Consider the following 13,131-nt stretch of genomic DNA (forward strand, 5'->3'; position numbering starts at 1 on the left):
CCGGAAGTCCTCCTCCAGACCTTATTCCTTCTCAGCTTTTTTGTCTGCACATTTTATGGATGCTGGCTGAGGGTACCTCCTACTTTTCCAACCTGACCACTATGAAACCCATTTCCATCCTTTTATCTTTTCTCTTAAGCTCTCTGCTGTTGGCCTCCTGTCATTCATCAGACTATTATCCACTGGCCTCTACTTATAATCCCAAAGACGCATACATTCCTTTTCAAGAATACTCCAAATATGCCCAGCACCCCAGACCATACGTGGTGGCTTCTGACCATTATGTTATCTTTGGCGCCTCACATACCAAAAACCCTCAGGACCCGCAAATAGCCCAAATTGAAGCTAAATGGAATGCTCTACAGCCTACAGTTGCTTTAATAGAAGGCAAACCCGGCTTTACCCCGCCCAGCTTTATTGATCCCGTGAAAGAGTTAGGCGAAAATGGCAAAGTACTGGACCTGGCCAGAACGCACAATGTGCCAGTCTACAGCTGGGATTTGCCTAAAGAGGAATTGGCCAAACAACTGGTTTCTAAGTTTTCTGCCGAACAAGTAGCCCTAGCCCAAATCCTGAACCCCTACTTCGGGAACCTACGCTTCGGGAAGCCAGAATCACCGGAGAAATACATTGAAGAGTTTTTGGAGCGCGCCGAATACGTGAACCAACAGGAAAACTTCAAGACCGTAGCCGACGTGGACCGCGTCTGGAAAAAACACTTCCCAACGGACAAAGACTGGCGCGAAACCTCAGATGAATATGGACTGCCGGGTTATCTGGCAGACCTGATGGCCGTGAGCAATGACCTGCGCAACCAGAAGATGATTGCCGTCATGAAAGAATTACTGGCCAAAAACGAAAAGGTCTTTGCCATTAGCGGCTCTAGCCACGCGGTGTGCGTGGAACCGGCCTTCGCTAAAAAATAAGATTGTTAGTCCCCCAGGGCTTCAAATTGGTAAGATAGTTTATTAACTGACTTACCGCCTCCGGCAGAAGCTGTTCTTATTTCACTTAGGTAGAAGTAAGCTTTCCTGTGATAGATTCCATAAAGATTTTAGTACCTACCCATGAAAACTATCTGCCTTATTACTTATATCCTGTCTGGTGTGCTATTGTTGACGCCTGGCAAATCTGCTCCCAACACACTTCCGGTATTAAACCTCAACTTACTGGAGAGCGAACCATTTTCCCCTGTTCAGCAAAATACTTCTGAAAGTATAACCGGACCTCTTGCCAAGGAAAATCAGAGACAGCTTCTTGCCTTAGAAAGCTGCCAGAAGAGTGTTTTACAAAATGCTGTTGCCTTGGTAAAAAGTACCACTGATTGCCCCCGAAAGCCTGCGATGAAAGAAACCAAAACATCCAATCCACCTATTGAAGGCAAATATAAAGGAGTGATCCCACTATACACCAGTGAACTACCCAGTTAGCAAGCGCTGTCTCAGCCTTACTACCTTGAAACAACCACAGACTTAAAATTCGGATGCCGTTTTTGGCCTGATTTCTATAAATCAGGCCAAAAACGGCATCCGTGACAAAGGCTCTAAATTAATCAGCTTGGGCAACTGTTGTTAAGCCCATCTTCTTTCCGCGCATCAGCAAGTACGGGAACGCATCCTCATATTCATTCCTGATTTCGCCTTCCAGAATGGCCTCAGTGATGGCGTTTTTCAAGATGCCCACTTCCTTAGACGGCGCAATCCCGAAGGTCTGCATAATTACCTCACCCGTGATGACCGGTTGGAAGTTACGCAGGCTGTCTTTCTCCTCCACCTCTTTCAGTTTCTGCTCTACCTTCTCAAAGTTCTGCAGGTAGCGCTTGACCTTGTCGTTGTTCTTGGAAGTGATGTCTGCCTTGCAGAGTTGCATGAGCAGGTCAATGTCCTCGCCGGCTTCAAACAAGAGTCTTCTAATAGCAGAATCGGTGACGGTGTCTTTGACTAACGCGATGGGGCGCAAATGAAGGAGTACTAGTTTCTGGACCTGCTTCATGTGCTCGTTGAGCGGCAACTTTAAATCAGCGAAGATTTTAGGCACCTGGCGCGCGCCGCGGTCTTCGTGGCCATGGAAGGTCCAGCCTACTTTCTCGTTGTAGCGCTTGGTTTCAGGCTTGGCGATGTCATGCAAAATGGCGGCCCAGCGAAGCCAAAGGTCATCAGAGACTTCGGCCACGTTGTCCAGCACCTGCAGGGTATGGTAAAAATTGTCTTTGTGGCTGTTCTTGTTGATGGTCTCCACGCCGTGCAGTTTCACCATCTTCGGGAAGATGAGGTGCAGCAGCCCCGTCTGGAACAAGAGCTTGAACCCGTACGACGGTTTCTTAGAGAGGATGATTTTATTCAGCTCATCGGTGATGCGCTCCTGCGAGACAATCTTGATACGCTCCTTGTTCTCAGAAATGGCGTCAAAGGTGTCTGGGTCAATGTCAAAGTTCAGCTGGCTGGCAAATCGGATGGCGCGCATCATGCGCAAAGGGTCATCTGAAAATGTGATGCTGGGCTCCAGGGGCGTTTTGATGTTTTTGCGGCGCATGTCTTTGAGGCCGTCAAACCGGTCAATCACCTGCCCGTAGGTGCCTTCATTGAGGCTGATGCCCAAGGCATTGATGGTAAAATCACGGCGATTCAAGTCATCTTCCAGCGTTCCCTGCTCTACCTCAGGCTTGCGCGAATGCGATTGGTATGACTCTTTTCTAGCACCCACAAACTCAACTTCCCAACCGTCATCTGTCTTGAGCATGGCCGTCCCGAAGTTTTTGAACACCACCACCTTGGGGGTATGAGCCAACTGTTGGGATACTGCGTGCGCCAGCTCAATGCCACTGCCTATGCAGACCACGTCTATGTCTTTAGAAGGACGTTTCAAGACTAAATCCCGCACAAAGCCCCCAATCACGTACGCTTCCACCTTTAATTCATGGGCGGCATGGGCAATGGTGGCAAAGATGGGATGATCTGGAAGCGTAATATCAGTGGTCATAGGCAACAGGGTAATCAATGGCATTTATACGCAAGCACCTCGGCAAGAGAAGTCTTGTAAAAACCTGGGTGCAAAGGTAGCCTAACCGCCGCCCTTTGCCAAACCTGCTGCCTTTTCCGTTTTTGGCCTGTTTTCTGGGAATTAGGTGAAAAATGGCAGAAGACATTCGCAGGAGCTGCACACACTATGAGGTCTTCAAGTGCCAACCTATATTCAACCTATCTTTTTTGTCATCCTGAAAGGACCTTGTGAGCGAACTAAACAGACGCTTAATCAATGGGGATTCTCCCCTTGAGGGGAGCGTAGAGGGGTGTTTACACCAGCAGATGCATTCCGGCAGTTGAAGGCAATGCGTGATAGACAAGGCAGTGCCGTTGTCTCTACAATACTACCAACTCCTGCTGTTCAGGATTTGGAATCCTGAACGTTTGGAAAACGGATTTGCAATCCGCCTGCGCGCAAGTGTACCTGACTCTGCACATGGGGATTGCAAATCCCCATCTCCCTACTTCCGGATTACAAATCCGGAAGAGCCTTGATGACTAACTTCATTATTTTATAACACCTACTTCACCTGGTATCCTTTGGTATAGCACAAATCTCAAGGCCTGGCAGAAATTTCAATCAGACGAAATACAAGTTCCCAGACCTCATGGTGCGCGAAGCTCCTACGAATGTCTTCCGCCATTCCCTTTCCCAACAATGCAATTTCGTTTTTGGCCTGTTTCACTAGAAAACAAGCCAAAAACGGTTGGTTACTTTATCTCCTGGCACAGTTCTACCAGCACGCCGTTGGCAGACTTTGGATGGATGAAACAGACCAATTTATTGTCTGCACCGCGTTTTGGAGCTTCGTTCAGCAATTGGAAACCTTCGGCTCTCAACCGTTCCATTTCAGCGTGAATGTCTGCTACCTCAAAAGCGATGTGGTGGATGCCTTCTCCTTTTCGTTCTATAAATTTAGCGATGGCGGAGTGCTCGGCGGTGGCTTCTAAGAGTTCAATCTTGGTGTTGCCCACGTGAAAGAAGGAGGTGTTAACGGCTTCGCTCTCTACGGTTTCGGCTTTGTAGGGCTCGGCTCCTAACAGCTTTGTAAACAGTTTATTGGCGTCTTCACAGCTTTTCACGGCTATGCCTATGTGTTCTACATGCATACAATAAGTTTATAATCAGTCTAAGTAAGGAATTTTGTTGTAATTTTGTCCCGGAAATCAAACTAACAGGGCCATAATTCTGTTTTTCTGATAACCGCTACAAAGGAAAACTATTGACGAAGATGCTGAAATTTCCGATTTATTTAGATAACAATGCCACCACGCCCATGGACCCGCGCGTGTTGGAGGCCATGTTGCCGTATTTCACCAACCACTTCGGGAACGCCGCTTCCCGTAACCACCCTTTCGGTTGGGCCGCCGAAGAAGCCGTTGATTATGCCCGCGAGCAGATTGCCGCGTTGATCAACTGCGACCCTAAAGAACTAATCTTCACCTCTGGCGCGACAGAATCTGACAACCTTGCCATTAAAGGGGTGTTTGAGATGTACGCCTCAAAAGGTAACCATATCATCACGGCCACCACTGAGCACAAAGCGGTGTTGGATACGTGTAAGCACATTGAGAAAATTGGCGGACAGGTAACCTATCTGCAAGTGAACTCTGAAGGCCTTATTGACCTGCAAGAGCTGGAAGCCGCCATCACGGACAAGACCATCCTGATTTCTATCATGTATGGTAACAACGAGGTTGGCGTGGTTCAACCCATCAGAGAGATTGGCGCCATTGCCAAAAAGCACGGTGTGTTATTCTTCTCTGATGCTACCCAGGCGGTAGGTAAAATTCCGGTGGACGTGAAAGCCGACGGTATTGACCTAATGGCCTTCTCTGGTCACAAAATGTACGGTCCTAAAGGCGTTGGCGCTCTTTATGTTCGTCGTAAAAACCCAAGAGTGAAAGTGACCGCCCAGATGGACGGTGGTGGACATGAGCGCGGCATGCGTTCTGGTACCTTGAACGTACCAGGCATTGTAGGCTTAGGAAAAGCCGCTGAGATCTGCCGCACCGACATGGCCTCTGACACTGCCCGCATCATCAAAATGCGTGACCGTCTAGAGTCTGAGTTGTTGCAAATGGAAGAGTCTTACCTGAACGGCAACAAAGAAAGCCGTCTGCCGCACGTGAGCAACATCTCTTTCAAATATGTAGAGGGTGAAGGCCTGATGATGGGCGTGAAAGACATTGCCGTTTCTTCTGGCTCAGCCTGTACGTCTGCCTCCCTGGAGCCTTCTTATGTATTGAAGGCCATGGGAATGAGCGATGACTTGGCGCACTCTTCCCTGCGTTTCGGCTTAAGCCGTTTCACGACAGAAGAAGAAGTAGATTTCGCCATCAACCACGTGAAAGAAGCCGTGACTAAACTTCGTGAACTAAGCCCGCTGTGGGAAATGTTCCAGGAGGGAATTGACCTTGACTCTATTGAGTGGGCAGAACACTAAGAGACCAATTAGAAATTAGGAATTAAAAATTAGAAATTTATCCCAGCTTTTTAACTGCTTATTTTCTAATAGATTAGCCTAATTTCTAATTCATAATTTCTAATTTTTAATTAATTAAAGCTATGGCTTATTCAGATAAAGTAATTGACCATTACAGCAACCCGCGCAACGTGGGTACGCTGGACAAAGCAAAAAACAACGTTGGTACCGGTTTGGTAGGTGCCCCTGAGTGTGGTGACGTTATGCGTCTTCAGATTGAGGTAGATGAGAACCAAGTGATTACAGACGCCAAGTTCAAGACGTTTGGTTGTGGTTCTGCCATCGCTTCTTCTTCTTTGGCTACTGAGTGGTTGAAGGGCAAGAGCGTAGATGAGGCCTTGGCCATTGACAATATGGAGATTGTGGAAGAGTTGGCCTTGCCGCCGGTTAAAATTCACTGCTCTGTGCTAGCCGAAGATGCTATCAAAGCGGCTATCAATGACTACCGCGTTAAAAACGGTATGGAGCCACTAGAAGTAGCTAAGTCTCATCATTAATCAACCCAAGACGCACCGCTAAGCATGGATGTTTCCACTAACGCGCACGTAGAAAGTGCCCGTATACAGAAGCAGATAGAAGAACACCTAGGTCTGGACAGCAGTCAGCTGTTGTTTGACTTCAGGCCCATGGAAGACCGGATGCGTTTGGATTTGATTACCGTAAACCCGCGCCACCATCAGTCGTTTCTGTTACATACAGTGACCGGCTATGACCGCGTGGACGCTTTGCGGAAGATGTTGGACTATGTGCGTCAGTCACGTGACCAGGAGAGCTCTTTTACCATCCAGTGGATGGCCCGGGGTGAGCGCGAGCTCAACACCTCGTACTTTAGAGCCTCTAACATGTATGACGCCTTAGATAAACTGTACTTTGGCCGGGACATGAACACCATCACTGTGTTTAGTGTGGTCTTAAACCCGGTCTCTTAGAAAAAGAAAGGAGGATACGCGTATGATTACCGTTTCTGATAAAGCAAAAGAGAAAGTAGAAAAGCTGAAGAAGGATTCTAATATAGATGACAGCTTCAGACTAAGAGCCTCTGTGGCCGGTGGCGGATGCTCCGGTCTGTCCTATAAGCTTGACTTTGACGACGAAGTGAAGCCTATGGACCAGGAGTTTGAAGACAAAGGCGTGAAGGTAGTGGTAGACATGAAAAGCTTCCTCTATCTGGCAGGCACCGAGTTAGATTTCTCTGACGGATTAAATGGCAAAGGCTTCTACTTCAACAACCCCAACGCCAGCCGTACCTGCGGTTGCGGGGACAGTTTCTCTGTATGAGCAACGTATTTGAATAAACAAGAAAAGCCACCCAATGAGGTGGCTTTTCTTGTTTATAGGCTTTAGGTTTTCAGTTCTCGTTTTTGTCCTGATTTCCGGAAAACAAGCCAAAACGATTTGTAAAGCAGCTATATCTCCTGCTTCCCTTTCATTTGCTTTCTGCTTTCTCTCTGCTCTTCCGGATTTGTAATCCGGAAGCACCGAATTGGGGATTTGCAATCCCCGCGCTGTTCACGGCGCAATGTGTGTGCTAGATTCTATCAAGCGATTCGTTTTTGGCATGATTCCCAGAAAACAAGCTAAAAACGATACAGACCAGCATGCGCTCTTGCGCCTTTTCAGGCGCGGGGATTGCAAATCCCCAACTCACAACTTCCAGATTAGAAATCCGGAAGAGCGGGTTACTGTTAATATTCCCCGATTCATCTGTTCATACTTTTTACTTCCTTTGCGAAGCAAAACCCACCTTCACTTCTATCCTTCTGCGCCATGACCAGAGAAGAACTGCTTGCCACCCAAACCAGAATTGCCTCTTACATTCATCGCACCCCAGTGCTTACCTCCAGGTTGTTAGATGAAATGGCGGGCGCTAGGTTGTTCTTTAAGTGTGAGAATTTTCAGCGAATGGGTGCCTTTAAGATGCGCGGGGCGGTGAATGCTATTTTACAGTTGTCTGAAGAACAGAGAGCCAAAGGCGTAGTGACACACTCCTCGGGGAATTTCGCGCAAGCCTTGGCCCTGGCGGCGCAGAGCATTGGTGTGAAGGCCTACATTGTCATGCCAGAGAATGCGCCACAGGTAAAGAAAGATGCGGTGGTGGGTTATGGCGGTCAGATTATTGAATGTGCCTCTACTCCTATTGCCCGCGAAGAAATGGCGGCTCAGGTAGAAAAAGAAACGGGTGCGTATTTTATCCATCCGTCCAATGATCTGGAGGTAATTTTAGGGCAAGGCACGGCGGTGCTAGAGTTGCTGCAAGACTACCCAGACCTGGACTACGTCTTCTCTCCCGTGGGCGGCGGCGGATTAATTGGCGGTACGGCTTTGGCGGCACATTACTTTGGCCAGAATTGCAAAGTGGTAGGCGGCGAACCATTCGGGGCAGATGATGCCTATCGTTCCCTGCAAAGCGGCCTGATTGAATCCAATGAGACTACCAACACCATAGCCGACGGACTTAGAACCCAACTAGGCGACATCAACTTCCCTATCATCAAAGAGCACGTGGAGAAGATTATCCGGGTGGAGGAAAAAGAAATTGTGGCGGCCATGCGTCTAATTTGGGAACGACTCAAAATCGTCATTGAGCCATCCAGTGCGGTGGCCTTCGCGGCTTTGTTAAAGGAAAAGCAGAGTTACGCTGGTAAGAAGGTGGGAATCATATTATCCGGTGGAAATGTGGATGTAACCAAGCTTCCGTTTTAGGGCTGTTTTCCAGAAAACTGGCTAAAAACGGAAAAGCACATCAAATAGCAGCACAAAGGCCGAGGTGGTTTCCTGGAGGACAGCATTTGAGATACAACTAATTACCGAAACGCAAGCAAAAGAAGCACATCTAAGAAGCTGTCTTCCCGTATCTTTAGGATTACCCTTTTCATCTGCACACTAAATCATATAAAAATGCTTGCAACCAAAGGATATGCCGCTTTTGACCCCAACTCTCCGTTGGCCCCGTTTAACTTCCAGCGCCGGGACGTAGGTCCGCATGACGTATTAATAGAAATCCAGTTTTGTGGCGTGTGCCACTCAGATTTACATACTGCCAAAGGCGAATGGGGCGGCGCCAACTACCCCGTGGTGCCCGGCCATGAGATTGTGGGCCGCGTGGTGCGCGTAGGTGAGCACGTACAAAACTTCAAGGAAGGCGATTTGGCCGGCGTAGGCTGTATGGTAGATTCTTGCCAGTCGTGCCCGAGCTGTTCTGATGGCTATGAGCAATATTGTGAGAACGGCTTCACGGGCACCTACAACAGCCCAGAAAAAGGCTTGGACACACCAACGTACGGTGGTTACTCTAACCAAATTGTGGTGTCAGAGAAATTCGTGCTTAAGATTAGAGAAGACCAGGATTTGGCCCGCGTGGCACCCTTGCTATGCGCTGGCATTACCACCTATTCTCCTTTAAGACACTGGAAAGTAGGCCAAGGACACAAAGTAGGCGTGGTGGGCTTAGGTGGTTTGGGCCACATGGCCGTGAAACTAGCCGCCTCCATGGGTGCCGAGGTTACCGTACTGAGTACTTCGCCCAACAAAGAAGCCGATGCGCAGTCCCTGGGAGCCCACAAGTTTGTGGTGACCAAAGACGAGAATGCCCTAAAGCAGGTGCGCGGCTATTTTGACTTCATCATCAACACGGTTTCCGCCAAAGTAAGCCTGGACATGTACGCCGGTTTGCTGAGACGCGACGGTACCATGATTCTGTTGGGCGTTCCGCCCGAAGCGCCAGAACTGCACGCAGGCACCTTGATCTTTGGCCGTAGAAGCATTGCCGGTTCTTTGATTGGCGGCATCGCCGAAACGCAAGAGATGCTGGATTACTGCGCTGAGCACAACATCTTGTCAGACATTGAGGTGATTAACATGTCGCAGATTAACACGGCCTATGACCGGATGCTGGCTGGGGATGTGAAGTACCGCTTCGTGATTGACATGGCTACCCTGGAGCCTGAAAATGCGTAAGTGAAATAAATTTTAGGTGCCAAGAGCCAGCCCTTACCAAAGGCTGGCTCTTGGCGTTTTTGGCGTATTTTCCAGAAAAGAGGCTAAAAACGATGGCATGGGAGTAATCCGTTTTCAGATAGAAAGGGAGAAAATTTCTTGCTGTGAGTTTGACGTAATGAGGCATCCATTGTAGTTTACAAGCGATTAGGTTGCACTGGCGTTGCGGAAGAAGTTGATGTGATTTTTTCACTTGGCAGCAACTGGTAGGTTTTTTTTAACATCATCTGAATAAATACTGAATTTAGCAGTAAGCTGGCGGCAATGAGCAAAATGGGCGCTGAGTTCTTTACCTTCGGGGTCAAAAGCAATTCCATCTTCTATTCCATGAAAAAAGCATCCCTCCTACTCTTCTTCCTCTTGGTGCAATTAACCGTTTTTGCCCAGGAAGCCGCCGAACAAGAATTTGAAACGGACCGGCCCAGCAAAACCGAGGCCTCCAGCCTGGTACCCAACGGCTATTTCCAGCTAGAAACGGGAGCACAGTTTGAAAGAAACGAATACGGAGATTTGGTAGGCAAAGAATGGCTATACCCCCAGGCACTGGTGCGGGTGGGCATCTCCTCCATAGTAGAGTTTCGCGCCGAAGGGACCTTCAGACGCCAGCAGACCTGGTCTGGCGACCAGCTGGCCTACCAGCGCAAGGGACTGAGCACCGTGCGAGTGGGGTCAAAAGTGAACGTACTGCAAGAGAAGGGCTTGGTACCTGAACTGTCTCTTTTGCTCATGTTGGAGCTGCCCTTGGGCAAAGAAGGGTACAAACCTGAAAACGTAGCACCAGAGTTCAAACTACTGCTTTCCAACCACCTCACAGACAGGATTCAGCTGCAGTACAACGTTGGCTACAGAAAAGAGCCTGAGTACGGTGAAATGGAAGAAAAAATCCAGTACTCGGCTACTTTGAGCGGCAAACTAACGGATAGGATTTCTCTGTTTGGGGAGTATTTTGGCGAAAAGACCAACACCAATTCTGAAAACAACATTGACGGCGGCCTGCAGTTCTTGATTTTACCCAACCTGCAAATAGACGCGATCATAGGGACCAATCTTTCTCTGGACGTTCCCAATTTCTTTACCGGCGTCGGCCTTAGCCTGCGTCTGCCTCAGTAAGCAGCAAGAAACTGACCTCTACCCTTATGCCGCTAGAAACCGATTTTGTTGTAGAAACCGATCGCCTAACCTTAAGTAGGGTCACGCCCGCAGACGCTCCGTTTATCTTAGAGATCGTCAACAGTCCGGGCTGGCTAATGTACATAGGAGACAGGAACGTGCACACGCTGGAACAGGCCCATTTTTACATGGAGAACGCCTACTTCGGCAAATACCGGCTGCAGGGCTTCGGCATGTATCTGGTGCGCCGGAAGGAAGACCAGGCGGCCATGGGACTGTGTGGGTTGGTGCAACGCGAGTATCTACCGGGCCCAGACCTGGGCTATGCGTTTTTGCCTGGTTTTGGCGGAAAGGGATACGCCACCGAAGCGGCCCAAGGGGTGCTCACCTACGCCCGGGAAGAACTCAAAATCCCCCGCCTACTGGCCATGACCCTGCCAGACAATCACGCTTCCATCCGGTTGCTAGAGAAGCTTGGGTTTAGGTTCAACAACACGCTGCAGGACCCCAACACCCAGGAAGACCTGAACTTGTACAAGAAAGAGCTCTTGTCATGAAACGCAAAAGGCCACCAGAAAACTGGTGGCCTTTTGTTAGTATGGACTCTAGGAAATTTAGCGCTTTACCTCTACCGGATGGTCTTCCAGCTGGGCGTAGTGCAGTTTCCAAGCGCCTTTGTCGTTCTTTTTCCAAATCAGCATGTAGTTGCCTTCGCCCTGGCCTCTTGGCAATTCGCGGCTTTCTGGGATTACATCAACGGTGAAAGTACCACCTTCAAAGGCAATTTTTTCATCGGCGCCTGTGCTGATGGCAGACGTTCTCAGGTTCTCAATCGTCCCCATGGTCTCGCGTACCCATTTCTGGGACACTTCGCTTTTTCCGTTGAAATGTACCTCGCCTTGCACAAAGTGGGCGTCTTCGGCCAGTAGGGTATCTAGCTGGGTAGAGTTTTTGCTGTTCCAGGCGCCAATAAACTGTTGGCTGAGTGTAGAAACGTTGAAGGGTTCTTTTTCTTCCATCTTGGTACAGGAAGAGAAACCTACTAACAGCACTACCAAGAACATTAACATATTTGATTTCATAGAATCGGGTTTTAGTGATGGATATGCCTCATACTCCTTTTAAATATTAGGAGTTTCAAATATTTTACGATTTGGGTAAGAAAAAAGCCCAAGCACAGGGCCTGGGCTTTCTAATTTTAAGCGGTATCGCTTACCAGCTCTTTCTTCTGTACTCTGTGTTAGAGTAAGGCTTAGAATAGTCACCGTAGTCTTCGTTCGGCAAAAAGGCCATGTTGTCCATGCTCATGATCTGTGGCTGGCCGGCAGTATAGCCCGTGTAGGCCATGGTAGCGGCGGGGGCAGCAACGGCAGCAGCTTTAGTAGTTGATGCTTTTCTGCTTGATCCGGCAGATCTGTTAGAAGAACTATAGGCATAGGCTCTGTTAGCGGCAACGTTTCTGTTGAACTCGGCTACACGCTCAGCCTCTCTTTTCTTTTGTTTGTTGTCAATGATCTTACCAACCCCATACCCAACGGCGGCTCCACCAACACCACCCACTACACCACCTACGGCGCGGTTTCTTTTGTGAATGATGGCCCCGGCAGCAGCTCCGGTAACACCGCCAATCACGGCACCTTTCGCTTGTGGGCTCCACTTTTTATCTTGTGCTTGAACAGATCCGCTTACTAGTAAAGCAATCATCAACACCAGGCTTAACATTACATTTACCTTTTTCATAACAGTTTCTTTTATTGTGGGAGATGTTTTTTCATTCACTCTGTTGTGGTTGACCTTATTTCAAGTTCCGTGCCAATTTCTTGCAGAGCGTTTAAATCTTTTTGTTTCGTTCTGACAGTCATTATTCAAGTACCGTGCCAAAAAGCTAATGCGCGTTACCTACCATCAGAAGGCTTATACTCCCTACACTGCATTTTAGATGCGTGCACAAGCCCCTACACTGGTCCATTCTCTCTGTTTGGGAGTTTTTATTTCGATTAAAACATACGCTTACCTTCCTGACTATTAACCTTCTACCCGAATCCATTCCTTAACAGACCAGGTACTTTATAATATAGAATTTAATATATTCTAGTACCTTAGGCTACACAATTTCTGGCAAAGCAAGGAATTACTTTATTATAAGAAGTAAAACAAATAATTGCTTGCCCGCTCAGTCTCACGTATGGAAAACACTGAAGAATACGCCCTGTTTGGGAAAATGACGGCCCAGCCCGGCCAACGCGAAGCACTCCTTTCTATCTTGCTGCAGGCGGCTCAACTGGTCTCCACCGCAAAAGGGTGCCACCAATACCTGGTTTACAAAGACACCCAGCACCAGGACTGTATCTGGATAAGCGAGATTTGGGACAGTAAAGCCGATCATGACGCCTCTTTGACTATTGCGGGCTGTAAGGAATTGATCATGCAGGCCATGCCCCTGCTGGCGGGCAAACCTGAAAGAACTGAATTGACGTTGTCGGGAGGCAAGCGCTAACTGACAGGTAACCTTAACA

The 13,131-nt window shown here is 48.4% G+C and carries 15 protein-coding genes; 11 read left to right on the forward strand and 4 right to left on the reverse strand.

What is annotated here, in order from left to right; translation table 11 throughout:
* Nucleotides 1-101 precede the first annotated feature (101 nt).
* Both GU926_RS06000 and GU926_RS06005 read left to right on the forward strand, forming a co-directional pair.
* Nucleotides 102-926 (forward strand): TraB/GumN family protein, encoded by an 825-nt coding sequence (locus tag GU926_RS06000; RefSeq protein WP_160689978.1) that lies wholly within the window; start codon nt 102-104, stop codon nt 924-926.
* A 141-nt stretch (nt 927-1,067) separates the two neighbouring features.
* The gene (locus GU926_RS06005) at nt 1,068-1,430 is read left to right on the forward strand and encodes a hypothetical protein (protein ID WP_160689980.1); all 363 of its coding nucleotides are present in this window, start codon (nt 1,068-1,070) and stop codon (nt 1,428-1,430) included.
* 118 nt (nt 1,431-1,548) lie between these two features.
* Here GU926_RS06005 and GU926_RS06010 read toward each other — a convergent pair whose 3' ends face one another.
* Both GU926_RS06010 and mce read right to left on the reverse strand, forming a co-directional pair.
* Nucleotides 1,549-2,979 carry a CCA tRNA nucleotidyltransferase gene (locus GU926_RS06010; protein WP_160689982.1) on the reverse strand — a complete coding sequence of 477 codons (1,431 nt, stop codon included), beginning with the start codon at nt 2,977-2,979 and terminating at the stop codon, nt 1,549-1,551.
* Nucleotides 2,980-3,734: 755 nt separating this feature from the next.
* On the reverse strand, nt 3,735-4,133 hold the full coding sequence (gene mce / locus GU926_RS06015) for a methylmalonyl-CoA epimerase (RefSeq protein WP_160689984.1): 399 nt from the start codon (nt 4,131-4,133) through the stop codon (nt 3,735-3,737).
* Between the two features lie 122 nt (nt 4,134-4,255).
* Here mce and GU926_RS06020 point away from each other — a divergent pair, with 122 nt between their 5' ends.
* The 8 genes from GU926_RS06020 to GU926_RS06055 all read left to right on the forward strand — a co-directional run bounded on the left by GU926_RS06020 (nt 4,256) and on the right by GU926_RS06055 (nt 11,172).
* Nucleotides 4,256-5,470, forward strand: coding sequence for an IscS subfamily cysteine desulfurase (locus GU926_RS06020; RefSeq protein ID WP_317165641.1), 1,215 nt, complete (start codon nt 4,256-4,258; stop codon nt 5,468-5,470).
* Nucleotides 5,471-5,592: 122 nt separating this feature from the next.
* Nucleotides 5,593-6,006, forward strand: a complete 414-nt coding sequence (iscU, locus tag GU926_RS06025) for a Fe-S cluster assembly scaffold IscU (protein ID WP_066504592.1) — start codon at nt 5,593-5,595, stop codon at nt 6,004-6,006.
* 24 nt (nt 6,007-6,030) lie between these two features.
* Nucleotides 6,031-6,438: a hypothetical protein gene (locus tag GU926_RS06030; RefSeq protein ID WP_160689986.1), complete on the forward strand. Its 408-nt coding sequence runs from the start codon at nt 6,031-6,033 to the stop codon at nt 6,436-6,438.
* Between the two features lie 22 nt (nt 6,439-6,460).
* Nucleotides 6,461-6,787 carry a HesB/IscA family protein gene (locus tag GU926_RS06035; protein ID WP_066504595.1) on the forward strand — a complete coding sequence of 109 codons (327 nt, stop codon included), beginning with the start codon at nt 6,461-6,463 and terminating at the stop codon, nt 6,785-6,787.
* 489 nt (nt 6,788-7,276) lie between these two features.
* Nucleotides 7,277-8,212, forward strand: a complete 936-nt coding sequence (locus GU926_RS06040; RefSeq protein ID WP_160689988.1) for a pyridoxal-phosphate dependent enzyme — start codon at nt 7,277-7,279, stop codon at nt 8,210-8,212.
* 195 nt (nt 8,213-8,407) lie between these two features.
* Nucleotides 8,408-9,466, forward strand: coding sequence for an NAD(P)-dependent alcohol dehydrogenase (locus GU926_RS06045; RefSeq protein WP_160689990.1), 1,059 nt, complete (start codon nt 8,408-8,410; stop codon nt 9,464-9,466).
* Nucleotides 9,467-9,769: 303 nt separating this feature from the next.
* Nucleotides 9,770-10,615, forward strand: a complete 846-nt coding sequence (locus GU926_RS06050) for a transporter (protein WP_160689992.1) — start codon at nt 9,770-9,772, stop codon at nt 10,613-10,615.
* 26 nt (nt 10,616-10,641) lie between these two features.
* Nucleotides 10,642-11,172 (forward strand): GNAT family N-acetyltransferase, encoded by a 531-nt coding sequence (locus GU926_RS06055; protein ID WP_160689994.1) that lies wholly within the window; start codon nt 10,642-10,644, stop codon nt 11,170-11,172.
* A 57-nt stretch (nt 11,173-11,229) separates the two neighbouring features.
* Here the strand turns inward: GU926_RS06055 and GU926_RS06060 are convergent, their stop codons facing one another.
* Both GU926_RS06060 and GU926_RS06065 read right to left on the reverse strand, forming a co-directional pair.
* Nucleotides 11,230-11,697 (reverse strand): YybH family protein, encoded by a 468-nt coding sequence (locus GU926_RS06060; protein WP_160689996.1) that lies wholly within the window; start codon nt 11,695-11,697, stop codon nt 11,230-11,232.
* A 130-nt stretch (nt 11,698-11,827) separates the two neighbouring features.
* Complete coding sequence (locus GU926_RS06065) at nt 11,828-12,355, reverse strand: glycine zipper domain-containing protein (RefSeq protein WP_160689998.1); 528 nt, start codon at nt 12,353-12,355, stop codon at nt 11,828-11,830.
* 445 nt (nt 12,356-12,800) lie between these two features.
* Between GU926_RS06065 and GU926_RS06070 the strand changes: the two genes are divergently transcribed.
* Nucleotides 12,801-13,112, forward strand: coding sequence for a putative quinol monooxygenase (locus GU926_RS06070; RefSeq protein WP_160690000.1), 312 nt, complete (start codon nt 12,801-12,803; stop codon nt 13,110-13,112).
* Nucleotides 13,113-13,131 lie beyond the last annotated feature (19 nt).

It is taken from the genome of Nibribacter ruber (assembly GCF_009913235.1).
In the GTDB taxonomy this organism is placed as follows: Bacteria; Bacteroidota; Bacteroidia; order Cytophagales; family Hymenobacteraceae; genus Nibribacter; species Nibribacter ruber.